Origin of the sequence: Sebaldella termitidis ATCC 33386, from assembly GCF_000024405.1 — a bacterium.
Taxonomy (GTDB): domain Bacteria; phylum Fusobacteriota; class Fusobacteriia; order Fusobacteriales; family Leptotrichiaceae; genus Sebaldella; species Sebaldella termitidis.
Window position 1 is genome coordinate 3,421,923 of sequence record NC_013517.1, and the last position, 25,974, is coordinate 3,447,896.

Below are 25,974 nucleotides of genomic sequence, written 5' to 3' on the forward strand. Positions count from 1 at the left end.
ACAATTTTTATACTTATGCTTTTAAATTTTTTGCACAAAAAAATATCTCAAACAGAAGTCTAAAAAACAGCATATGTTTTATAAAACATTCTTTTAAGATATTTTTATCAGTTATTCTTACATACGACTACATTCTCTATTTTCTCAGCATCATCAGGGTATTCATCAGTGAATACGGCATCAAAACTGTTTAAATCTGAAAATTTGTAAAAACCTCTTACGTCCAGCTTGCTGGAATCTATCAAAAGATAACTGCTTAAAGCATTTTTTATGGCTATCTGTTTTATAGCAGCAGTTTCCATATCAGCAGTAAAGACAGTACGCTCGGAAAGGTCAATACCTGTACAGCCGATAAATGAATAATCAAAATTAAACTTTTCCATTGTCTCTATGGAAATAGGCCCTACATTCATTTTATAATTAGGGATATATTTTCCGCCTATTACTATTATCTCAGCTTTTGAATTAAGTATGTTATGAACATTCAGAACGCTGTGTGTTACTATCTTAACATTTTTATCACATAAATAGTCAAGCATATACATAAGGCTTGTCCCGCCATCTACAAAGACACAGTTTCCGTCTTTCACCAGCTTAGAAGCTTCATAACATATCTTTTTCTTTGTTTCCATATTCAGTATTGCTTTTTCATCCATGGTAAGCTCCATAGTATCAGATAATATAGATTCCATTTTTGCTTTGATAACCCCGCCGTGAACTCTTTTCAGCACACCCTGCTTTTCCAGCTCTTCAAAATCTCTTCTGATGGTAGATTCTGACACATTCAGCTCACTGGTTATATCCCTCAGATTCAGCACCTTTCTTCTGTCCAGCTGTTGTTTTATATACATTAATCTTTCTGAAGCCAGCATTTGATTCCATCCTTTATAATTAAGTTAATTAATGCTATCATATTATATTTTTTATGTCAATTGCTTAGTGTCAGATATGGGAATTTATGGAGGAAATTGACAGGAATAAAACCTCTATTTTTCATATTAAAGTAATTCCTATTTTTATATCTTCCCTCAGGTTTTTCGTTTTTTATTCTTATATTATATTTTGAATTTCCCTAGTATTCTCGATTATAATCTGCTTCCAGCGTATCACCAGCAATCTTTTCTGCCCTTTCAATTTCTTTTAGCGAGCCATCTTTATAATCTTTTAGCACTGATATAGAACTGAAGAAATCTTTTGCTTTCTTTAATAAAATTCCAAAAATTTCATTTTTATTAATTATTATTTTTCTTTCTTTATCCGTTACAATTGAGAACATCAAATAATCATTATACATTCTCTTTATTTTTATTTTATTTGGAGAATCTGGAAAATAAACTTCACTCTCACCGTTTATGTTATATTCTTCAATTATATTTAAAATATAACTCCATAATTGATCTACCAAATCCCAGTCATTTAACTCCAGTAATGTTTGATCATTAGTTTTTATTTCAATAGCTCCGTCTAAATAAAAATTATCTAAGTCTTTTTCCACTTCCAATAATTTTCCAATATCATTTACATTTACAAAATCTGCATAAGTTTTAAACGGTATCATTTCATGTCCCGGCTTTAAAATATATGAATTTATTTCCATTTATATACTCCTTCTCTTTTAGAACACTTTTCAGACAATTTTATTATCTATTATAAAATTTGGAAATTCTCCAAACTCTATTTCCTTTTCATAAATTTTATTATTATAATATCTAACACCCTCATCAGTTAATACTATTTTGTTATAATTTGGAAATTCTGTCTAATTTTTCTCCTAACAAATTTTTATTCCGAAAGCATCTCTTCCTGTATCTTGTTGTCATTTAAATATTTTATATTAAAGTAATTCAGGGTAATCAGAATTATTATTGATAATTGAAGAAATACACTTAGTAAAACTGATATCTTTTCAGGAAAATACGCTGTTATACCTATCATCTGATATGAAAGATATGCAAGAAGTATACCGGCAAATCCTATTCCAGGCGTGGAATAATCAGATGAATTTTTTATAGCTTTTCTCATGGAATTTCCCAGATAAAAATATTCTTGAAAGAAGAAAATGCCTTTAGTAACTGCAAATATAAAAAAAACATAAATAGCAGCACTTATAAATATATTCTTATTTAGTGTTATTTTTACAATTATTCCTATTACCAAAAATTCTGCAAGTAAAAACTTAAATATCTTAAAAGCTGAGCTTTTTATTTCTGATAATGGATTGGTTTTTGTCCCTTGATCTACATATTTGCAAACTGAAATTACAATACCAAAACAAAATATACTGTTAAAAAACAAATAAATAAAATCTGATAAATTTTTAAAGCGGTTAAACAGAATAAGTTCAGCCCACTCTTCTCCACGCCCTTCGTCTATAAGCCATCCGATTTTCAAATCTGTAAAAAATCTGTATATTTTCATTCCATAACTGCTTTCTGAAAACTTATCTGCTATCTCTATACTGTATACATTATAGAAATTTAGTAAAATCAATAGAATTATTACAGGCAAAAAATTCAAAAAATTTCTTTTTAAGATTTTTAATGTGTAGTTCAAAAATTCAAAACCTTCCAATTCCAGAATATTAAGATCTTCTTTTATTTCATTCATATTTACTCCCCTAAAAATCATTCATTTTACATGAATTTTATTTTTAGTTGATTTTATCATTAACAGAAATAAATATCAATAAAAAAGATGACTTGGTACCAGCCAAAAATCATCTTTCCAATTATCCTGACATTTCTCTCAAAATAATAATGTTACAGCATTTCCAGCTTTACCCCTACATCTGCAGGCTTAGCATTATAAAGGCTTGTTGTTACCACACCATCCACACCTGTTTTTACATAAGCTGATATATTCTTCTCATTTATTCCTCCCGCTGCAAGAAGAGATATATGAGGTGTCTTTTTCTTTATCCATATCACTGCTTCCTTCAATTCCTCAGGCTTTAATTTGTCAAACTGAATTCCGTCTACTCCCATCTCTGCCAGTCTCAATCCGTCCTCTAAAGATTCTGCCTCTGCTATTATCTTTTTTTCACAGCAATATTGTTTTATCTCTTTTATTTTTTCAGCCAGACCGTCCATACCGCCGATAAAATTCAAATGCTGTTTAAAAATCAGAACTGTCTCCGAAATTCCAAGTCTGTGCGGATATCCTCCGCCTGCCAGAACTGATTTTATTGCCAGTGCCTTGGTTCCCGGAAATCCTTTTCTTGTTGTCAAAACAGCTACTTTTGGCTCCATTGCATTGCCTATATCTACCATTCTTCTTGTCTGTGTAGCTATCCCCGAACAGTGATCAAGTATATTCTGCCCTGCTTTCCATGCCGTATGCAGATCTTCCGCCTTTCCTGTTCCCGATATCAGGATATCATTTTTCTTTGCCTTTTCACCGGACGGAATATAAAAAGTACACTCTATATTTAATTTTTTAAAAATTTTCTTTACTTCTTCTGTTCCGCAGACAACAGCCTCTTCCCGTATAAAATATGTTATTTTTCCGGGCTGGTCTCTTATTCCTAGCAAATGACTTGTTAAATCAAAGTAAGGTACATCCTCTTTTATAAATCTGTCTATTTCTTCACTGCTTAAATATAACATTATGGTTTCTCTCCTTTTACAAATATTTATAAAAAAATCTTTCTCCTGTTTTTCTTATTTCATCAGTTACACTTATTATTTCCCCAAGCCTCCCATTTCTCATCACACCTATTCTCTCAGAAAGATATACCGCCTCGTTAATATCATGTGTTACATGTATTACTACAGGTTTGTAATCTTTATGTATTGCTTTCAGAAGTTTTTGTGTTTCCTTTTTTGTAATATAATCCAAAGCACTCATCGGCTCATCCAGCAGCAGTATCCCGGGCTTTACAATCAATGCCCTTGCCAGTGCAGTTCTTTGTTTTTCGCCGCCGCTGAGATTCCCTATGTCTCTCTGCATCAAATGTAGTATTCCTAACTTTTCTGCAATAGCCGATACATTTTTTTCTGCTTCCTTTTTGGAAGCTTTTCTTATCTTTAAAGGAAAAGCTATGTTCTGATATACATTCATATGACTGAATAATTCAAAATTCTGATAGACAAAGCCTATTCCTCTTTTTTCCGGCGGTAATTTTGTAAGCTCATAATTATTTAAAAAAATTTTTCCTGCAAGCTTATGATATTTTCCTGCTATACTTTCAAGAAAAAGTGTCTTTCCCGAACCGGTTTCACCTAATATTACAAAATACTCCTCTTTTCCAAGTGTCAGATTTATACTTCCAAGCTTAAATTTTCCTATCTCCAGATATAAATTTTCAATTTTCAGCATATTTTTTTCCTTTATTAAATAAATATTCAAAGATTAACATACAAGATATGGAAATAATTATCAATACTGCCGAAATACCAATAGCCAGATCAAGATCCCCTGTTGACATATTCAGCATTATAGAAGTCGGTATTATCTCCGTTTTCATTTTTGTAGCGCCTGCCACCATTATAACTGCTCCATACTCACCCAAAGCTCTTGTCCATGTCATAATAATTACTGATAACAGTGTATTTTTAAGCAGAGGAAGAATTATGTATAAAAAAACCTGTATATCATTGCAGCCTAGTGTTTTAGCCACAAACAATACTTTTTTATTTATATCTTCAAAAGCCGTTACTGTTTGCTTTACAGCAAAGGGTAAATTCACAAAAATCTGAGCCAGAATTATTCCCTGTCTGGTAAAAATAAAATCAATATTCAGATAATTATTCAAAAAATCACCTATCCCCATGCGTCCGAATAAAAGCAGCAAGGCTATACCAGATACTATATGCGGCAGTGACATCGGAATACATAATATCTGTATTATTATTTTTTTGAATTTTTCTGTTTTAAATATAAAGTAAGCACTTGGAATTGCTGTCACTATACAGAAAACCGTAGAAATTACCGAAGTTCTCAGACTCAGAAATATCGAAAATCTTATTTCCTTTGATTTCAGACAAACCGGCACGGCTGCTGCCCCTTTTATGATAAGCATTATTATCGGGCTGGTTAAAAATATAAATACCAATATAAAAATCATAAATAAAATATAATGAAAAATTTTATTTACAGCAAACTTTCCTTTCATTCCGTTACTGGTTTAAAACCATATTTTGCAAATATTTCCTTCCCTTTTTCAGAAGACACAAACTTAATAAACTTATCTGCCATATCTGCTTTTTCGCTGTTTTTTACAATACCTCCGGCTATAATCTGGTCAATATTTTTTTCAGGCTGTATTTCTGTTATCTCCAGCTTGTCATTTCCATAAACCGAATCTATTGTTGCTATCATTGCATCTGCCTTTCCTGTAGTCAGCTGAACTACCATTTCATTTACTGTTGCAGCTCTTGAAACTACATTATCATTAATAATTTCCAGTTTATTTTTCTTTAAAATTTCCTGTGCCGTTTTTCCTATTGCACTGGCTTTTTCATCTCCCAGAATAACTTTCACATCTTTTTTCCCAAGATCTTCCAATGTTTTTATCTCTTTGGGATTTCCCTTTAATGTTACAATTGCCGGCGTATGATGGGCTACAGTTATATAATCCAAGACTAAATCCTTACTTTTCGCTGCTTCGTAATTCGGTACCGAACCGACTATATAGACATCTCCTTTGCCGGTGGTTTCCAACTGAGTCAGAAGCTGACCCGATCCTGCATAATTAAATTCTATCGTAACATTTTCCTGCTCCTCAAAAAGCTGTGCTATCTCATCCATTGGCTTTTTCAAGCCTGCACCTGAATATACCTGCAGTACTTCTTTTTCTTTAACACTGTCATCTGTCAGTTCAGCGGCTTTTGTTTCTGTTTCCTTAACACCTGTATCATTTTTTGTCCCGCAAGATAAAATCATTGTAAGTATTGTCATGAAAAACAGTGTTTTCAAGATTTTTTCCATAAATATTCCTCCTCTTTAATTAATTAATTTTTTTATATCAATATGATTTATAACCCGTTTCATCACGTTACATTACTTTATATTACTTTTCATAATCTTAAACTAAGAATATCAGATATAACAATCTAAGTCAATCATTTACATTTATTTTTTTCATTTTATACAATATTTCTTATTCACTTTTAATTTTATATTTTCTGCTTCTGTTAATTGAATAAACGGATTATAGTATCAAATTCTTCTCACTTTTTTAAAAACTTTTGCAAACTAAAAAAAGAGTCATTTTATCTGACTCTTTTTCATATTCTATATTTCTGCTCTTTATAATAAAATTATCTGAACTTCCACTCTGAACTCTCCTGCTGTATCTGATAAAGCTGTCTGTATAATCCGTTTTTCTCCATTAATTTTTCATGTGTCCCTGATTCTTCCAGCTTCCCGTCCTTTAGGACAAGTATCTGATCGGCATTTACCACTGTACGGAGTCTGTGTGCTATTACCACCACTGTTTTCTCCTTTACCAGCTCCGACAGTGCTGTCTGTATCTCCACTTCATTTTCGGGATCCAGTGATGATGTTGCCTCGTCCAGCAGTATTACCGGAGCATTTTTCAAAATTGCCCTTGCTATGGAAATTCTCTGTCTCTCACCGCCCGAGAGCGTTCCGCCGTTTTCTCCAATTACAGTATCATATCCTTCCGGCATTTCCATAATAAATTCATGGCACCTTGCCCTTTTGGCAGCCTCTATGATTTCTTCCTTTGAAGCATTTATATTTCCTATCTTTATATTGTTATAAACACTGTCATTAAACAATACTACATCCTGAAATACAAACGACATATAGGTCATAAGCTTCTCAGGCTCTATTTCTTTTATATCTGTTCCGCCGAGAGTAATTCTTCCCCTGCTGACATCCCAAAACCTTGCCAGCAGATGTGAAATTGTACTTTTACCGCTTCCTGACGGTCCTACCAGAGCCGTTACCTCACCTTGTTTTATATGAGCGGAAAAATCACTTATTACCTCATCGGCATTATAGGCAAAAGAAACATTTTCCAGTTTGAAATCAAAATTTTCTATATTTATGTCACTTCTTCCCAGCATCTCTTTTTCATTACGCAATGTCTGCATTCTTTTGGTAGCAACCATAAAATAGTTCAGCGAAGCAGATAATGTCAGTACTGTTACAAGCGGAGAATAAATTTTTACACTTATCAGAATAAACAATATATATGAAATTATCGGTATACTTCCGCTCAAAAGCAGATTTGTGCCTGTAAATACTACTATTCCTATTCCTGTCTGTAAAAATACTACTGCTGTCGTGACAATCGTTCCTGTAATTCCCTCGAATATTATTGATTCTTTCATAAAATTATGCATTGCCCTATCCAGAGCCGCAAATTTTTCTCCGCCTAAATTAAAGGCTTTTACCACTTTTATTCCGTCTATATATTCATGCACCTGATCGGAAACACGAAGCTTTGCTTTGACATGCCTTTCTCCGTATCTGATCTGTATTTTCTTTGTGAGGAATATAAACAGTGCTGTTACAGGCAGTGTTATATAAACTGCTGCTGCCATTCTCCAGTCATAAACAGCCAGCATAATACAAACAAGAGTTGCCGAAATCACATTTCCTATAAGCTGCGGAATTACATGCGACAGGGCATTTTCTATTCTTGTACAGTCCTCCATCATATTTACTGTTATTTCAGACAGATTTTTCCTGTTAAAAAAGCTCAGAGGAAGCTTTCTTATATGCTCTGCAATATCCAGTCTCGTATCTTCCGATTCGCTGTATGCATTAAAATAAGTTTTATTATATTCATTCATATATATAAATCCCTGCAAAACTGCCAATACAATTCCTGCCAAAAAATAAACAAGGATTTTTTGCGTGTTCATGTTTCCTTCGTCAAGTACAAAAGGCCTTATTACTTCATTTATAATGTTTATTACTATTCCAAATGCCGCCATTATGGAGAAATTAGTCAATACACAGGCTGCAATGGCTTTTTTTAATCCTTTGTATCCTTCATCAGAAAGAAATAATAATTTTTGCAGCATTATTGATCACCCTCTTCCACAAGATGCCATGACAGAGCCTTTGTATAATTTTCCCACATCTTATAATATTTCCCTTCTTTTTCCATTAGTTCCCCGTGTTTACCCTCTTCCGTTATTTTTCCTTTATCCATAACTATTATATTATCGGCATTCTGTATCGTGGAAAGCCTGTGTGCAATAATCAAGGCTGTTTTATTTTTTATCAGTTCTCCGAGAGCATTTTGTATCTTCATCTCATTTTCCGGATCTGAAAAAGCAGTAGCTTCATCCAGAATAATTACAGGTGCATCTTTCAAAACAGCCCTTGCCAGTGCTATCCTCTGACGTTCTCCCCCTGAAAGATGAATGCTTTTGGTTCCTATAACAGTATCGTATTTCATCGGCAGCTCCATAATGAAATCATGACATTGTGCTGCTTTGGCAGCTTTTATGACCTCATCCATACCGGCTGTTTTATTTCCCATAAGAATATTTTCGGAAATACTCTGTTTAAATAAAAATATATCCTGAAATACAAAGCTTATATTCTTCATCAGCTCTTCCGAAGCAATATCACGAATATCCACATTATCTATAGTAATCCTTCCTTCCGACACGTCAAAGAATCTTGCTGTCAAATGCCCTATTGTACTTTTCCCGCTTCCTGAGGCACCTACAAGTGCTGTTATCTCCCCCTGCTTCGCTTTGAAAGAAACAGAGCTTAATGCTTCATTTTCTTTGGAATCATTATATGAAAAACTTACATTTTCAAAAGCAATGTCATATCCGTTTATTGATTTCGGACTTGCAGCTTCCGGGAGCGGTCTTATATCTGTTATTTTGTCCATTCTTTCAATACCGTCGACTATTTCCGAGCTCATTGACGATACATACATTAATTTCATAAACAGTGAAGAAAATGATCCTGACAATATCAGATAAAATATAAATGTCATGGCAAAGCTTCTCTTCTCATTGGTTTTTGAAAAAATAAGCAGTCCGGCAGGTATCAGAAAAAGATATACATTATTAATCAATACAAAAAATAACGTCATTATCTGCCTGAAATTATTAGTGTATTCCAGACAAAATTTCGTATAGATTTTTATTGTTTCACGAAATTTTTTGAACGAAAATACAGTCTGGTTAAAAGCCTTTATTATATAAATTCCTCTTATATATTCCACTGAAGCACTGTTCATTTCCTCAAGGGCATCCTGATAAAGCTTCATAAATTTATTTGCTTTCGTTTTCCCGAATGATCTTGTCTGTACGTAATAAGCAAGTACTACCGGGATCAGCGACGCCAGTCCCAGCCGAAAATCAAAGAGAAACAAGAATATAAGCAGAATTACAGGTGCCGAAAATGAACCTGCCATATCCGGCAGCTGGTGTGCTATGAATACTTCCAGTTTCTCAATATTTTCATCTATTATCTTCCTCATTCTTCCCACAGAATTCGTTGAATGAAATCCCAAGGGCAGCTTCGCAAGATGTGTTATAAACTGAAGCCTTAATTTATACAAGGTTTTAAATGCAGCTATATGTGAACAGCATAATCCTGCAAAATTCAGGAATACTGTCATAAAAACTCCGATAAATGCAAGCCAGCCGTAATTAATCATCTTAATACCGTCTATTCCAGCTACATTTCCTGATGCATCAAACAGCTCTTTTATGATGAAATAAACTGCAGCAAAAGGTATAAAGGAAGCAAGCGTAGATAATACCGATAAAACACAGGATATATACACCAGTCCTTTTTCAACAGTTGCCAGTTCCCACAGTCTTTTCATTCCTGTTGCTTTTTCATTTTCCATTTTTCTTATTCCTCCCTGCTTAAAACAAATATATATTTTGAATATCAAAATATTATATATTATATACCCATAATCTTAAAAAAGTCAAAACATTATTGATATTTCTGCTATAAATTTTTATTATCAAAATATATTTTTTTGAAAATTAATAAAATTTTATAAAAAAAGAACTGCCTGTCCAGTTCTTCTATATATATATATCTTCGTTTCTTATCAATCATCTGAAAATTTTGTATATCAAAATATTAACAAGCCAATAATTCTAAATAAGAAATATTGGATAGGCATGCTCAAAATATTATAAACACTACCATTGACAGAACACATAATTAGAGGTATAAAATAGTATAAGAGTCGGGTTAATTTTATCAAAAAATTTATAATATCATAAACAAACTGCGTCTATACACTGAATTTTTTTTCAGTAAGTGAACAGACCTCTTTATTAACTTCAATATGAAGCTGAGTTCGTAAAAGAGATCTTTTTTAATATCTTATAACTCCGTTCTTCTTATAAAGCTGCGGCAGCACCGAAAAAGCATGTATTAATTTTATCACTCGCTGCAGTGCGGATTATCTGATCCGCTTCCTTTTAATTCTGATATTCTGGAAACTGCTGTTTCAGAAAGAAATACTATCTCAGATTTTTCACCTTTTATATTTTCACCTGAAATCATAAGACCGTTGGAATTCTCATTATACTCTATTTCCAGATAACGTCTGAATAACAGACCGGTTTTTTCATCAATTACTTCAGCAACAATATTGGGAGAAGTAATCTGGCTGATTTCAGTATCAATAATCATATTTTCATGGATTTTATCAAAAAGCTTTCTCATCAGTGCAGATACTTCTGCTGCTGAAACAATACCATTTTCTTTAATATAATCGGAAAACTGTCCTGCAAGAATCTCTGCTATATCGTTTTTCATAATATACACCCCGCTATTTAATTTTATTACATATAATATTACAGTTACTGAAATAATAAGTCAACTTTTATTTATATAAAATATAAAGTAATAACGGCTAATCAAGCTTATTTTTGATTTTTGGTTAGTTTAAATTATAAATACTGATTGGGAGGTAAAAATGGTTAAAAAGGTTTTATTAATCAATGGATTCGAACGTTCACTTATCACAGATCCGGAAAGCACTTTAGCTGATGTTCTGAGAAAGCAGCTGATGCTGACGGGATGTAAGGTGGGCTGCGGAAACGGGCAATGTGGTGCCTGTTCGGTAATAGTAGACGGAAAAGTAACAAGAGCCTGCGTAAAAAAAATGAAAACCATAAAAGAATACTCAAAAATCGAAACAATAGAAGGACTGGGAACTCCAGATAACCTGCATCCGCTTCAGCTGGCATGGATGGGTCACGGAGGAGCACAGTGCGGATTCTGCAGTCCGGGATTTATTATGTCTGCAAAACAGCTTCTTGAAGAGAATCCTTCACCTACACGTGAAGAAGTGCGTGAATGGTTCCAGAAATACAGAAATGCATGCAGATGTACAGGTTACCTGCCATTGGTAAATGCAGTAATGGATGCTGCAAAGGTGCTCAGAGGAGAAATGAAAAAAGAAGAGCTTCTGTTTAAACCGCAAAATAATAATATAGTAGGAACATATTATCACAGACCTTCTGCATTGGCAAAAGTAACGGGAACATGGGATTACGGTGCTGATATAGCACTTCAGATGCCTGATAACACACTTCATCTGGCACTTGTTCAGGCGGAAGTATCACATGCCAACATACTTTCGATTGATGCCAGTGAAGCTTTGAAGGTACCGGGGGTTCATAAGGTAATAACACATGAGGATGTAAAAGGAAATAACAGAATAACAGGACTTATCACTTTTTCCACGAATAAAGGCGACGGCTGGGACAGACCTATACTATGTGATAAAAAAGTATTCCAGTATGGTGACGCCATTGCCATAGTTGCTGCCGACACAGAGGAAATCGCAAGAGAAGCCGCAAAAAAAGTAAAAGTAGAGCTGGAACTTCTGCCTGCTTATATGGATATTTATTCGGCTATGGATGAGGATGCAATAGAAATCCACCCCGGAACTCCGAATGTCTATTTTCAGATAAACAATATAAAAGGTAATGATACAAAGGAATTCATGGAAACTGCAGAATTTGTGAGCGAAACAAGTACATACAGCTCAAGACAGCCGCATCTTCCATTAGAGCCTGACTGCGGAAGCGCATACATAGATGAGGAAGGAAGACTGACAATACATTCTAAATCTATAGGTATTCATCTGCATTCAGCAATGATAAATACCGGAATAGGCGTAGAGCTGGATAAGCTGCGTCTTATACAGAATCCCGCAGGAGGAACTTTCGGATATAAATTCAGTCCTACTATGGAGGCCCTGCTTGGAGTAGCATGTCTGGCATGTGACAGCAGACCGGTATCTCTGGTATATAATATGTACCAGCAGATTACATACACGGGGAAAAGATCACCGGCATTTATGAATCTGAAGGTTGCTGCTGATAAAGACGGTAAAATTCTTGGAATAGAAGGAGAAAACTATATAGATCACGGTCCGTATTCGGAATTCGGAGATTTATTAACTTTGAGACTGGCTCAATATCACTTTGCCGGTTATGACATACCGAATATAAGAACCAAAAACTTTACTGTCTGTACAAATCATGCATGGGGAAGTGCTTTCAGAGGATACGGAGCACCGGAAGCTATTCTGGGAAGTGAAATAGCCATGGACGAGCTTGCGCATAAAATGGGAATAGATCCTTTCGAGCTCAGATATAAAAATATTTACAGAAAGGGAAGCAAAACAATAACAGGTTCCGAGCCTGAGGTTTACTCACTGGAAGAAATGTTTGATACTCTGAGACCAAAGTATTATGAAGCTAAAAAGAAATGCGAAGAAAAAAATAAAGAATCTGACAGATATAAATACGGGGTAAGTGTGACTTTAGGAATATACGGCTGCGGACTCGACGGAGTCGATACGTCAGAGGCTTATGTGGAGCTTCTTCCTGACGGTTATGTCCTTGTAGCAGACAGCTGGGAGGATCACGGTCAGGGAGCCGATATAGGATCGCTTACAATGGCACATGAAACTCTGAAAGCAGCAGGTATTACCCCTGATAAAATCAGGCTGTTAAAAAATGATACGGGAAGAACTCCGAATTCAGGTCCTGCGGGAGGAAGCCGTTCAAATGTAGTAACGGGAAATGCAATAAGAGTGGCTTCGGAAGAGCTTCTAAAGGCTATGAAAAAGGATGACGGCACATACAGAACGTATGAAGAAATGACTGCAGAAAATATTCCTTTGCGTTATACAGGAAAATGGGCAGCCAGTGAATGTACGGACTGTGATCTTGAGACTTCACAGGGGAATCCTTTCAGTACATACATGTATGAATTATTTATGCCTGAGATAAAAGTCGATACTGAAACAGGAAAGGTAGAAGTAGTTAAATTTACTACTGTGGCAGATGTAGGAACAGTTATAAACAAATCTGTTGTTGATGGTCAGATTTACGGCGGACTTGCACAGGGAATAGGCTTTGCTTTATCGGAAGACTTTGAAGATCTGAAAAAGCATACTACTCTTATGGGATGCGGACTTCCGTATATAAAAGATATACCGGATGAAATGGATATCACATATGTAGAAACATACAGAAAAGACGGACCTTACGGAGCATCAGGAGTGGGAGAAGCACCTCTTACTGCACCGCATCCGGCTATTCTGAATGCCATCTACGAAGCATGCGGAGTAAGAATCAGAAAAATTCCTGCTTTACCTGAAATAGTAAAGGCTGAATTGGATAAACTAGGAACCAGATAAACAGACTGTCATAAAAAGTGCTGTAACTACACAGATATCAGCACTTTTTGTGGCTTTAACCGATAAAATACAGCTAAGGGGGCAGAAAATGAGCTTTTTAGATAATTATAAAAATTTTACAAATCAGGAAGTAATGCAAAAAATCGAAGTACTCTGCACTCAGGAGCAGGTTCCTTTTTGTACTTCTTTATGTCCTATGCATGTTGATATAAGAGAGATATCCCGTCTGACAGATAGCGGAGATTTTGCCAAAGCTTATGCACTTTATAAAAAATCAGTATTATTTCCGAAAATTATTTCCAGCCTTTGCCACGAGCCATGTAAAAATAAATGCAAAAGAAACGGACTCGGAGGAAGTATCGAAATAAGGAAGCTGGAAGAAGCCATTGTAAAATTTGCATATACAGAGCAAAAAATACCGGCATTCCTTCCAAAAATACAAAAAAAAGTGGTTATTGCAGGCGGCGGATTAAGAGCTATGACAGCTGCAAACGAACTGGCAAGAAAGGGGTATCAGGTAGTTATTTATGAGAAATCAGATAAATTAGGAGGACGTCTCCGTGATTATATCGGTAACGGAATTTCTGCCGAAGATCTGGAAAGTGATATACATGAGCTTTTGAGATACCCTGTAAAGGTTATGTATAATCACCAGGTTCCCTTGGATAATATTGATGAAATAAACAGTTTCGTATCTGATACAGATGCCGATATCATTTATATTTCATGTAAATCCGCCTTGTTTAATAAATCTGATAAAGATACTCTTCTCATTGAGAATACAAAAATAGTTACTGGCAGCAGGCTGGATTATGATACAGGCACTGTTATTGTCAAAGTATATGACGGAAAGAGTGCTGCTACTACAATAGAAAGAGTTTTAAAAGGTGTTTCTGTAATGGCAGGAAGAGAGAAGGAAGGCCCTTATGAATCCGGTTTATTTACAAATACGGATGATATTGCCTTTGAAGCGAGCAGCTTTCTTGCTTCTCCAGTTCTTACAAAAGAAGATGCTGTCAAAGAAAGTAAAAGATGTCTGAAATGTGAGTGCATGGAGTGTGTCAAAGGCTGTGAGTTCATGAAAACCTATAAATCTTATCCAAAAAAATATATAAGAGAAGTATATAATAATTTATCCATTGCCATGGGAACACATCATGCAAACAAAATGATAAATTCATGTAATTTATGCGGACAGTGTAAAAGTATCTGCCCAAATGACGTAGATATGTCGGAAATTTTTCTTGCAGCCAGAAAATTAATGGTGGAAAGCGGTAAAATGCCTCCGTCAGCTTTTGAATTTGCACTTCTTGACATGGATTACAGCAGCAGCGAAGATTTTTTTCTTGCGAAACATCAAAGCGGAACAGAAAACAGCGAGTATTTATTTTTTCCAAGCTGTCAGCTGGCTGCCTCTGAGCCTGAACTTCTGGAAAAAGTTTATGACGATTTATGCCAAAACCTCAGCGGAGGAGTTGGTGTATTATTCTCATGCTGCGGAATAATGGCAAATTGGTCAGGAAATACAGAAATCTTTTATGATACTGTTAATAAGCTGAAAAAAGAAATAGAAAAACTGGGAAATCCGAAAATAATATCCGCATGCCCTACATGCATCTCTGTTTTCAGGGAATATTACGGTCTTGAAGCAGCAGGAATATGGGAGCTTTATTCTAATAAAACTATTCCCATACATACTGGCTTTGAAAGTAAAAAGCTAACTGTACATGATGCCTGCTCTGCAAGATTTGACAGGAATATACAGGAAAATATAAGAAATTTGGGAAAAAATCTTGGTCATGAAATAACTGAAAAAAAATACACAAGAGAAATAACTTCATGCTGCGGCTATGGCGGCTTAATGCCTTTTGCAGATAAAGAAACTGCTGTAAAAGTTACTGACAGAATTATAGAAGATTCTGAAAATGAAATACTGGCATATTGTGTAAACTGCCGGGACAGATTTTTGAAACAGAACAAAAATTCATATCACTTTCTTGAACTTATTTACGGTCAGGACAGCAATCATCATAAATGGCCTACATGGTCGGAAAGACAGGAAAACAGAAAAAGGATAAAAAATTTATTCCTTAAGAAATACTGGAATGAGAAAGGAACAGAAGAATTGGACTGTAAGATTTTTATAGATGAGGATTTAGAAAAAATAATGGAGGACAGAATGATTTTAAAAACAGATATTCAAAAAGCTGTTATTAATGCAAACGAAAAAAACGAATTTTTCATTGATCCCAAGGAATCTTGTTTTATTACCAGTTTCAGACCTAATAATGTTACTTTCTGGGTAAAATATATTAAATTTGAGGATGGATACAAGATTTTGAATGCTTATACCCACAGAATGACTTTTATTAATAAGTAAAGGAGATATATTTATGCAGATAAAGAAAAATGATGCCGAACTGGAAAATGACTATACTGATTTGGTTTGCAGCAAATGCAATGTGAACTTAGTCATCGGGCCTGTAAGTCTGGAATATCTGGGAAACGGCTTTCCCGTGGAACTGCCCAAATGTCCGAAATGCGGAATGGTTTTTATTCCCGAAGAGCTGGCTCTCGGTAAAATGCTGCATGTGGAAAAATCGTTAGAGGATAAATAAATGAATAATTTATATGAAGATGATATCTGGGATAGTTCCGTTCCTATGAGACCCGGAGGAATAGAGCTTACCAAAAGACTGCTGGATATCTCCGGTTTGAAAAGCGGTTTAATTATGGATTTTGGCTGCGGAGAAGGTCATACTGCCAAATATCTGGCCAGTAAAAAGTTTAGTGTTATCGGAACAGATAAATCCGAATTATTAATAAAAAGGGCCGTTTTAAGATGTCCGGAGGCTGATTTTTTTGTCTTGGAAAATATCGATAATCTGGAATTTCAAAATAAGCTTGACGGAATTATCAACGAATGTGTCATTGCATCTCTTGAAAATAAAACGGAAATTATTAATAAAATACACTCATTTCTGAAATGCGGAGGATTTTTTATTATTAATGACATAACAGCACTGGTGAAAAAAGCAACTGGCAATTTTTTTACTTTTAATGACTGGATAGAAACTTTGAATAAAGCCGGCTTTGAAATTATATATTATGAGGATAATACCAGTGCCCTGAAAGAATTCTACCTGAAAGCTTTATGGGAAAACCAAAGCTGCTGTATAGCAGATTGTATCCCGAAAGGTTATAAAGGAACAGAAACCGGCTATTTTTCAATAATAGCCAAAAAAATATAAGGAGAAAATTATATGGATGAGATAGACCTTATGATAGCTGATCTTGCCAATGAAAATAAAAACTGTACCCAGATAATGTATAAGCTTATGCAGGAAATTACACAGAAAGAAGATAATGAAGAGCTTACCAAGGTTTTATACTCACTGGGCGGAGGCGTACATTCGGGAAAAATGTGCGGTATTGTTACAGGAGGAGCCATAGCAATAAACCTTCTTGCTAAAGATGATTCCCCTGAAGAGCATCAAAAATTCAAAGAGATAATAAAAGAATTCGTGGAATGGTTTGAAAATACATACGGCTCTGTAGAATGTAAAATTCTTGATCCTGAGGAAAAAAGAGAGGTTTGTCCTGTAATGCTGAAAGAATCTTTCTTAAAAATATTATCTCTTTTAGAGGAAAATAATATTGATTTATATGAATAAATTTACAGTCAATACAATATCAGACTATAGATAAAATACTATACTAGCAGGGAGATCAAATGAAAAATAATATTATAGCAGCAACCAAAAGCTTATGTCCGGTATGTCTGAAAAAAATTTCAGCTGATTATACTGCCGAAGACGGAAAAGTGTATTTATTTAAAGAATGTGATTTACACGGCAGTTTCAAAACTCTTGTCTGGGATAATGAAGATCATTTCAGACAGTTTTATAAACCTGATTCAAGCAGGGATAAACCACTGAATGCTAAAAAAAGCGAAGCAGGCTGTCCTTTTGACTGCGGAATTTGTGAAAGCCACAGACAGGCAACATGCTGTGTTTTGCTGGAAGTAACCGACAGATGTAATCTAAACTGTCCTGTTTGTTTTGCAAAAGCAGGAAGTGAAGTTTCTTCTGATCCGTCGCTGGAAAAAATAAGCGAATGGTATGATATGCTTCTAAAATCAGGAGGACCATTTAATATTCAGCTTTCCGGCGGTGAACCTACAATGAGACATGATCTGGATGAGATAATAAAGCTCGGGAAAAGCAAGGGATTTGACTTTTTTCAGCTGAATACAAACGGAATAAGAATAGGCGAAGATATGGAGTATTTGAAAAAACTGGCTGATTCCGGCTTAAATACTGTATTTTTGCAGTTTGACGGTTTTTCTGACAATACTTTTGAATATCTCAGAGGAAAAAATATTCTGAATAAAAAATTAAAGGCTATAGAAAACTGTAAAAAATTAAATATCGGTGTAGTATTGGTTCCTACTTTGAAAAAAGGAATTAATGATCATGAAATCGGAGATATTATTAATTTTGCTGCGGATAATATGCCTCATATAAGAAGTGTCCATTTTCAGCCGATGAGTTTTTTCGGAAGATATGGAAAAGCTCCTGATAATGAAGATAGAATGACTATTTATAAAGTTTTGGAAGAAATAGAAAAACAGACAAACGGAAAAATGAAAATAAAGGATTTTGATTCTGGAAGTGCGGAGCATTCACTCTGTTCCTTTCACGGGGATTTTTTTAAAGAAAATGATGAAATCAAACCTGTTAAATTAAAGAGCAACAGCTGCTGCTCCAGCCAGTCTGCCAGAAAGTCCGTTGCCAGAAAATGGTCTATGATGAAATTTGACCCCGGCTCTGCTAAGGAAAAAAGCGGCTTTAACCTGCAGTCAATTGACAGCTTTCTTGATAAAGTCAATAATAACAAAATATCTATTTCAGGAATGGCATTTCAGGATGTCTGGAATCTTGACATAGACAGACTGCAAAAATGTTATATCCATACAGTAAGTCAGAACAGCGGGCTGATACCTTTTTGTGCTTATAATCTTACTTCCTTGTCAGGAGAAGGTCTGTACAGAAAAACCTTTGAACAGCAGGAGTGAAATATGAATAATGTGCTTAGCAGATATATTGCTGAAAATATAAACGGAGATATGAATTTATCTGAAAACGATATGATAAACTATAATATAAAAAAATTCAATGAAACAATTGAGCAGTCTAAAAAATCTGATTTTTATTCCAAAAAACTAAAGGATATCAAAAATATAAAATATCTCAAAGCTATAGAAAATATTCCTTTTACCAGCGAGGATGAGATCAGGGAAAATTATAAAAAAATGCTGTGTGTTTCAATTGGTGATGTAGAAAGAATAGTACACATCAATACCAGCGGAAGCACCGGAAAAAGCAAGACTATTTTTTTCTCAAAAAAAGATCTGGAGTATACAGTTAATTTTTTTCGTTACGGCTTATCTCAATTCTCGGAAAAAAATGATAAAATGCTTATTTTAATGCCCTTTAAAAATGAAAACAGTGTAGGTGACTTAGTAGCAAAGGCCGTTTGCCAATATGGCGTAAAGCCTTTAAAATATGGAATAGTTAAAAATTTTGATCATGCTCTGGAAAGTCTTAAGATTTCTGATTCCATAGTGGGTGATCCCGTTCAAATACAGGCTCTGGCCAGATATATGAAATTTCATAATATAAACATAAAATTAAAGGGGATTCTTACAAGCTCGGATTTTATTCTGAAAAAAACTGTACTTGAAATAGAGGATGCCTTTCAATGCAAGGTTTATAACCATTACGGATTGACAGAAACAGCGTATGGCGGAGCTGTGGAATGTGACTGCCATTCAGGAATGCATCCGCGGGAAAATGATATCTATCTGGAAATAATCGATCCTTTTACGGGGAAAATAGTAAAAGACGGTGATTTCGGAGAAATTGTGATTACTACTTTTAACAGGGAAGCTATGCCGCTGATCCGTTACAAAACAGGCGACAGAGGAAGGTTTCTTAAGAAGCGGTGTGCGTGCAGCATGAATTTGAAATGTCTGGATTATATCAGCGGAAGAATAAAAAGAGAAAAAGACAGATTTAATATTTATAAAATGGACGAACTGATTTTTGCCGACAAAACTGTCTTAGATTATAAATTTGAAGCATCGGCTGACAGTGCTGATATTTCTCTTATTACTTTCTCACCGGAGAGTATAAATAAAAATGATATTGAAAAAATAATCAGACAGAATTTTATTACAGATAACTTAAATATCAATATTAAAACTTTTCTCCCAGATAAAATTAATTATTCAGAATTTCACAACGGAAAAAGAAAAATTCATAATATTTGAAAAAAATTCACAAGTTGCAGATTATATAAAATAAACAGCAGATAAAACAAGATATTAAGTAATTATCATTTTTTACTTTTATTTCTTCTATTGCTGTTTTTTTTATTTGTTCTGTATTATTTAAAAATTACTATTCAAAATATATGATTTCTCCCTGTTCATATTATAGACTGCCGCCGTAATATACCCTCTCTTTTCCAGTTACAGCTGCTCTCTTTTTAATAAATAATATTTTTTTATATACCTGCTCTGATATTTTTTCTGAAATATTACGGCAGACCTGAAAATATTCCGCATTTTCCGGCACTTTTCCATCTGAACCTTTGTTTTTCCTTTTTCACACGATTGCCACATTTATTTGATATTATTTATTTATAGAAAAGGAGATGATCAAAATGAATAAAAGAATTTTTTCAATAGGAATTTTAGCATTAAGTTTAGGAATGACAGGCATGGCTAACCCAAACCCAAATAACGGAAGACCGAATATGCCGAAAAGAAACTTTCAGAGACAGGCTATGACGCCGGAAATGCAGAAGCAGAGAATAGCGATAGAAGAAAAACAGCTGGCTATAAAAAAAGAGATGATAAAAGACAAGCCGAACTGGACACAGATAGAAAAGCTCAACAGAGAAATTGCACTGGAGCATGCATCAGCAAAGACTGAAAGAATGAAACAGATGAAAGAAAACATGGCAAATCAAGCTTTACCTAAATAATTAAAATTTTATATTATAATTACAGGAATTTCTATTCCTGTTTTTTTATACCTCTGTTTATTTTATAATTATAAACATAAAAATCAAGACTGTCCCTTTCAAATTTTAAAGAGTAATCCTGATTTTTATGTATTTTTTAGTTCTATACCGGATAAATACTATTTCAGTATATAAGAAATTCCAGTCTTGATATTATGATTTTCATAATTTTCATTATATTCATATGTATATCCCGCCTGAATACTGAATTTTTCAGAAACTTTTACGTCAAAATCAATATAAGCATCAAAAGAATCTCTGGCATAATGAAGCTTTTCCATTTTATATCCATTACTCATATTTCTTTCTTCATGAAAAGTATCTGTAAAATTATAGCTGTAATTAATCCCAGCATTCCATTTTAGTGTATTATTCTGACTATTTCCTATTCCAATACCAAGAATACCGGTAAAACCTTCTCCGCTGGCAGAACTTATATCTGACATTCCGTCAGTTCTTATTTTGCCTTCATATACTCTTGTATAATCAATACCTATACCTGGTCTCAGATTCAGCCTGTCCTCAAAGATAGTCTTATTATATACTGCATCAAAACCTGCTTTAAAAACATTGGAATCATAATAACTGTCAGCCGTCCCCAGACCCATCCAGTCAAAAGCTGTCTCATGGTAGTTATGCCCGTAACCTAACCTTGCTCCTAAATCCCAGTTATTTTTTGTATATTTTCCAAAAATTCCGGCATTTACGGACTCTATATCTTCTGAATCGTTATTTTCATATTTTACATCATTATTTGAGTATGATAATGCAAAACCGGCATAAAGATTTTCACTTTGCTTATATATAAAACTTCCGGCAATACCATTAGAATTTACATCATAATCGTAATTATAATTATTTTTGGCATTGAATTCCGAATTAAATTTAGTTCCTGAATATTCCAGCGAAAATTTATGATCACCGGGTTTCATGTCTGCTGTCCCTGTCTGCATAACTCTTTTTACATAATTGTCGAGTTTATTTAAATTATCAAGATCAACTCTGTTTCTTGGGACAGAATTTATTTTGCCATATTCTTGTCCCGGCTTTACGTCAGGATCAGGTTGATTTGTTGGCGGGTCAGAGCTTTTTGATTCTTTTGTATAAATTTCATCCATAACTGTTACACCGTTTTCAATTCTTGATACAGTGTCTCTTTTCCAGCCGTCTAAAGTTTCTAATTCGCTGGAAACGGAAAATTTAAAATCCGGATTCACAGCCTGTTGTTTATTTGAAATAATTATGCTTTTTATCGAAATTCTGTCTTTTTCGCCGCTTTTCTGTGCTTCTGTTATCAAATTATCGGTAGTTCCCCCTTTATTTATAAGAACGACTTTACCGCCGTTTAACATCGTCAGGCTGTTTGTAATTATTTTCCCTGTCTTATCTGTCTCAGAAGATATATTATCATAATCTACACCTATATTTACAGTTCCTTTTACGGTTAATTTCCCAACATGAGTCTCAGAAGAAATCTGGCTCAAATCCTTTACATTTGAAAATGACTGAGTATAATAATCATTATTAACAGAAGGATTTAGATTTATTACTCCGTCTATAACAGTATCACCTGAAACTATAAGTTTATTAAAATTATTTACCTCACTATTGTTAAGGCTTATATTACCATTTACAATCAAAATATTTTCACCGGAACCACCGTCAATCTTACCCTTTATATCACTCCCGCCTGATAATTCCAGTACATTGTCTGCTCCGTTAAATAATACTGCATTATTGGAAGAATCTATTATTCCACTGTTTTTAAAATGTCCGCTGTACTGATTGCTTCCGGATGTTATTTTCACACCTGTATCCAGTGATTCTATCTTGCCTTTATTTTCAAGATACACCCCGTCATTGCTTACTACACCTGTCAGCGGGCTTTGAATATAATTTTCATTTATAATACTTGATTTTTCCGAATAAATTCCTATTTTATTTCCCTGAATGCTTCCTTTATTCACCAAATTTGAAAAAGCTATATTAGCCCCCATATTATCACTTTTTATTTCACCGCTGCTGTCATTTAGAAATGTATTATTCAGGGAATACAGACCTGTATTTTGCCCGTACAGTCTGCCATTATTTACGGCATCAGTATAGTTAATAATATTCAGAGCAATTCCTGTTACATTTACAATTCCTTCGTTATAAAAAGTTTTTGTATTCCCGACTGTCTGATTTATCACAAAACCATGAGCATCACCGCTTATATCTCCATAATTCTCCACTGAAGTTTCAGAAGCATTTACTCCCATACCACCGTTTAAAACAATTATATTCCCGTAATTTTTCAGTCCGGAATTTATCAGAAGAAATCCTGTTTCTCCTGTTATTGTTCCAGTTGTATTATTTATAACAACGGAATCGGATGCTTCTATACCATGCTGCTGTGAGATTATTGAAGCATTATTTGTTAAATTACTGCCATTAGAAAATATTCCTGAGGTATTGGCAGAAATAGCAGAATTATTAGTAACATCAGAATTATTGACCATTACTATCCCATAATCATTGCCTGTGAGATCCGGGCCTGAAATAACTATTGTCTGATTACTTATATAGTGATTCGAGGTCCACCCCATCCCCACATTTCCGCTCGCTAGTATTCCTAATACCGCATACTTTAATCTTTTCATTCTTTCTCCTTTATATCAGATACTGCATTGCTTATTTTTTTTGCTTTGCAGCATATTATGTTCTTTATACTATCATATTTTTCAGAACTTCATAATAGATCTCCATTATTTTATACTAATAACAAATATGATAAAATTATATAAGTTTTATAAAAATATGTTCTACATTATAACATAATTTTTTTGAAAATAAAAATCAGTCCGATATAGTATTAATTTATTCGTAAAAAGCTTGAATTTTATTTATATGCTGGAATATTTCCTGTTTAGATTATTTATAAAATTTCATTTTTTTAATTACAGTCTTTATTTTTCTCCTGTTTATAAAGCCATGATATTTTAAAATGCCGGAATAACAGCACCATTATAATTATTTTCTATAAATTCCCTTACCCTGTCACTCTGCAATGCTTTAATTAATTTTTTTACAGACTCATTATTTTCATTCCCGCTCAGAATAACCAGAACATTGGCATAAGGCGAGTCTTTATCTTCTACAAGTACTGCATCTTCGGCGATAGTAAGATTATTCTTCATAGCAAAGTTTCCGTTTATAATCGCCCCGTCTACTTCATTTATCCTTGGTGCTATCTGTTCTGCCGCCATTGGCACTATTTTCAGCTTTTTGGGATTTTCCAGAATGTCCTCAGGTGTAGAATCCAGCTTTTTATTATCTTTAAGCTTTATAATACCATTTTTATCCAGCAGTAAAAGTGCTCTTCCCTGATTAGTGGCATTATTCGGTATCAGAATTTCTCCACCTTCAGGAAGTTCTTCTATGTCTTTGATTTTTTTCGAATAAAGTGCCAGCGGCTCCACATGTATTTTAGCAGCTGATATGAGCTTGGAATTATATTTTTTATTGAAATCCTCCATATACGGGACATGCTGAATAAAATTTGCATCCAGCCCCTTACCTGCGACTTCCTGATTCGGCAGTACAGCATCTTCAAAGCTTACTATTTCCAGCTTTATTCCTTCTGCTTGTAATTCTTCTGCTGCTATTTTCAGAATTTCAGAATGAGGAATCGGAGATGCCCCGACTCTTAGTACGATTTCTTTTTCTTTTTTTGCACAGGAAAAAATCAAACCTGATACTAATAATAAAAGTAATATTTTTTTCATTTTTTTCTCTCTCCTCTTATATTTTTGTTTTTTACATTGTCTGAACAGTTTACTCTCCTTTGTTACTGCCATATATTAAGTGAGAGATATTTTTCCCCGCTGTCAGGAGAAATTGTCAGTACTTTTTTCCCTTTTCCCAGTTTTTTCGCAGTTTCATATGCTGCTGCAATATTAGCTCCGGAAGAAGCTCCCAAAAGCAGACCGTTTTCTGCGAGAATACGACATATTTCAAATGCTCTTTCTGTGGGTATCTCTATTATCTCGTCTACTACAGATAAGTCAAGATTATCAGGAACAAAGCCTGCCCCTATTCCCTGAATTTTATGCGGTCCGGGTTTTCCTCCGGAAATAACCGGGGATTCTTGCGGCTCTACGGCAACTATCTTAATTTCGGAATTAAATTCTTTAAGTCTCTTCCCTGCACCTGATATAGTTCCCCCGGTTCCCACTCCGGCTACGAAAGCATCTAAATCCGGCAGATCCTTAATTATTTCTTCTCCGGTAGTCTCATAATGTTTCAAAGGATTAGCAGAATTTTTAAACTGCTGGGGCATAAAAAAATCCGGATTGTTTTCTATCAGTTCACCAGCCTTTTCTATGGCGCCGTTCATTCCTTTTTTCCCCTCTGTCAGTATAAGTTCTGCTCCATAAGCTGCAATGATACTTCTGCGTTCCACACTCATTGTATCCGGCATTACCAGAATAACTTTATAGCCTTTTAATTTGGAAATAAGCGCCAAAGAAATACCTGTGTTTCCGCTCGTAGGCTCTACTATTGTTCCGCCCGGTTTCAATTTTCCGGCTTTTTCCGCTGCTTCTATCATACCTAATGCAGCCCTGTCTTTTACACTGTTTCCTAGATTATAACCTTCCAGCTTCACATAAATATCAGCAATATCCCCGCTAAATATATTATTAAGTTTTATAACAGGTGTATTCCCTATTAAATCAATTAAATTTTCATAAACCATAATTATCTCCTTAGTATTTAATTTCAGACTGTTTGTTTGCTTTTCCTTTTAATATTACTAACATTCAGATACATAAAAAATATTTTTTACTCTTAAAATGTTCTAAATAATGTCTTCCCCCTCTCCTCCGTTTATCATTTTCAATCTGTAAAAACAGCATGACTCTATACCTCCTTATAAATATATTTCAATGCATTGTGATTTCTATTTCATTTTTATTTTTTGAAAAACGCTTTAATTTAATTATAATTCAAATGCCGAATTTTGTTTGTATATCTAAATGTTTTGTTAGTATTTAATATCCATAAATAAATAATCTTATAAAATAAAAAAACTGGACATCTGCCCAGACCATAATAAATTTAGTGCTTCTGACACAGACTTTTTTAGATTCAAAACCGTAAAAAGAGCCTGTATAAATTATCCACAAACTCTGTCATCAACACATACACATCATTAAATTGTTTTTATCTATAATATAATGCACTTTCATTTTTAAACAACTCCTAAA

At 34.2% G+C, this 25,974-nt stretch carries 21 protein-coding genes; 8 read left to right on the forward strand and 13 right to left on the reverse strand.

What is annotated here, in order from left to right; genetic code table 11:
* Positions 1-107: 107 nt before the first annotated feature.
* The 10 genes from STERM_RS16080 to STERM_RS16125 form a co-directional block, all read right to left on the reverse strand.
* Positions 108-872, reverse strand: a complete 765-nt coding sequence (locus tag STERM_RS16080; RefSeq protein WP_012862683.1) for a DeoR/GlpR family DNA-binding transcription regulator — start codon at positions 870-872, stop codon at positions 108-110.
* Between the two features lie 200 nt (positions 873-1,072).
* Complete coding sequence (locus STERM_RS16085; protein ID WP_012862684.1) at positions 1,073-1,597, reverse strand: hypothetical protein; 525 nt, start codon at positions 1,595-1,597, stop codon at positions 1,073-1,075.
* 185 nt (positions 1,598-1,782) lie between these two features.
* Complete coding sequence (locus STERM_RS16090) at positions 1,783-2,607, reverse strand: hypothetical protein (protein ID WP_012862685.1); 825 nt, start codon at positions 2,605-2,607, stop codon at positions 1,783-1,785.
* A gap of 152 nt (positions 2,608-2,759) precedes the next feature.
* Complete coding sequence (modD, locus tag STERM_RS16095) at positions 2,760-3,605, reverse strand: ModD protein (RefSeq protein ID WP_012862686.1); 846 nt, start codon at positions 3,603-3,605, stop codon at positions 2,760-2,762.
* 16 nt (positions 3,606-3,621) lie between these two features.
* Complete coding sequence (locus STERM_RS16100) at positions 3,622-4,317, reverse strand: ATP-binding cassette domain-containing protein (protein WP_012862687.1); 696 nt, start codon at positions 4,315-4,317, stop codon at positions 3,622-3,624.
* Positions 4,304-5,065, reverse strand: coding sequence for an ABC transporter permease (locus STERM_RS16105; protein WP_211205103.1), 762 nt, complete (start codon positions 5,063-5,065; stop codon positions 4,304-4,306). The genes STERM_RS16100 and STERM_RS16105 overlap by 14 nt, the downstream gene beginning before the upstream one ends.
* Positions 5,066-5,109: 44 nt before the next feature.
* On the reverse strand, positions 5,110-5,928 hold the full coding sequence (gene modA, locus STERM_RS16110; protein ID WP_012862689.1) for a molybdate ABC transporter substrate-binding protein: 819 nt from the start codon (positions 5,926-5,928) through the stop codon (positions 5,110-5,112).
* Between the two features lie 332 nt (positions 5,929-6,260).
* Positions 6,261-8,000, reverse strand: a complete 1,740-nt coding sequence (locus STERM_RS16115; RefSeq protein ID WP_012862690.1) for an ABC transporter ATP-binding protein — start codon at positions 7,998-8,000, stop codon at positions 6,261-6,263.
* A complete protein-coding gene (locus STERM_RS16120; protein ID WP_012862691.1) occupies positions 8,000-9,799 on the reverse strand; it encodes an ABC transporter ATP-binding protein in 1,800 nt (599 codons plus the stop codon). Before STERM_RS16120 ends, STERM_RS16115 begins: the two co-directional genes overlap by 1 nt.
* 554 nt (positions 9,800-10,353) lie before the next feature.
* On the reverse strand, positions 10,354-10,731 hold the full coding sequence (locus STERM_RS16125; protein WP_012862692.1) for a hypothetical protein: 378 nt from the start codon (positions 10,729-10,731) through the stop codon (positions 10,354-10,356).
* Positions 10,732-10,891: 160 nt separating this feature from the next.
* On the opposite strand from STERM_RS16125, the gene STERM_RS16130 reads away from it, so the two are divergent.
* The 8 genes from STERM_RS16130 (at position 10,892) to STERM_RS16165 (ending at position 20,686) form a co-directional block, all read left to right on the forward strand.
* Positions 10,892-13,633 carry a molybdopterin-dependent aldehyde oxidoreductase gene (locus tag STERM_RS16130; RefSeq protein WP_012862693.1) on the forward strand — a complete coding sequence of 914 codons (2,742 nt, stop codon included), beginning with the start codon at positions 10,892-10,894 and terminating at the stop codon, positions 13,631-13,633.
* 88 nt (positions 13,634-13,721) lie between these two features.
* Positions 13,722-16,013 carry a pyridine nucleotide-disulfide oxidoreductase/dicluster-binding protein gene (locus STERM_RS16135; RefSeq protein WP_012862694.1) on the forward strand — a complete coding sequence of 764 codons (2,292 nt, stop codon included), beginning with the start codon at positions 13,722-13,724 and terminating at the stop codon, positions 16,011-16,013.
* A gap of 13 nt (positions 16,014-16,026) precedes the next feature.
* On the forward strand, positions 16,027-16,251 hold the full coding sequence (locus STERM_RS16140) for a DVU_1557 family redox protein (RefSeq protein ID WP_012862695.1): 225 nt from the start codon (positions 16,027-16,029) through the stop codon (positions 16,249-16,251).
* Positions 16,252-16,884 (forward strand): class I SAM-dependent methyltransferase, encoded by a 633-nt coding sequence (locus STERM_RS16145; protein ID WP_012862696.1) that lies wholly within the window; start codon positions 16,252-16,254, stop codon positions 16,882-16,884.
* 12 nt (positions 16,885-16,896) lie between these two features.
* On the forward strand, positions 16,897-17,307 hold the full coding sequence (locus STERM_RS16150; protein WP_012862697.1) for a C-GCAxxG-C-C family protein: 411 nt from the start codon (positions 16,897-16,899) through the stop codon (positions 17,305-17,307).
* 59 nt (positions 17,308-17,366) lie between these two features.
* Positions 17,367-18,710, forward strand: coding sequence for a radical SAM (seleno)protein TrsS (trsS, locus tag STERM_RS16155; protein WP_012862698.1), 1,344 nt, complete (start codon positions 17,367-17,369; stop codon positions 18,708-18,710).
* A gap of 3 nt (positions 18,711-18,713) precedes the next feature.
* Positions 18,714-19,967, forward strand: a complete 1,254-nt coding sequence (locus STERM_RS16160; RefSeq protein WP_012862699.1) for a DVU_1553 family AMP-dependent CoA ligase — start codon at positions 18,714-18,716, stop codon at positions 19,965-19,967.
* A gap of 395 nt (positions 19,968-20,362) precedes the next feature.
* A complete protein-coding gene (locus tag STERM_RS16165) occupies positions 20,363-20,686 on the forward strand; it encodes a hypothetical protein (RefSeq protein WP_012862700.1) in 324 nt (107 codons plus the stop codon).
* A 158-nt stretch (positions 20,687-20,844) separates the two neighbouring features.
* On the opposite strand, the gene STERM_RS16170 is transcribed toward STERM_RS16165, so the two are convergent.
* The 3 genes from STERM_RS16170 to cysK all read right to left on the reverse strand — a co-directional run bounded on the left by STERM_RS16170 (position 20,845) and on the right by cysK (position 25,463).
* Positions 20,845-23,367 (reverse strand): autotransporter family protein, encoded by a 2,523-nt coding sequence (locus tag STERM_RS16170; protein WP_012862701.1) that lies wholly within the window; start codon positions 23,365-23,367, stop codon positions 20,845-20,847.
* Positions 23,368-23,706: 339 nt separating this feature from the next.
* Positions 23,707-24,492 (reverse strand): MetQ/NlpA family ABC transporter substrate-binding protein, encoded by a 786-nt coding sequence (locus STERM_RS16175; RefSeq protein WP_012862702.1) that lies wholly within the window; start codon positions 24,490-24,492, stop codon positions 23,707-23,709.
* Positions 24,493-24,554: 62 nt separating this feature from the next.
* Positions 24,555-25,463, reverse strand: a complete 909-nt coding sequence (gene cysK, locus STERM_RS16180; protein ID WP_012862703.1) for a cysteine synthase A — start codon at positions 25,461-25,463, stop codon at positions 24,555-24,557.
* Positions 25,464-25,974 lie beyond the last annotated feature (511 nt).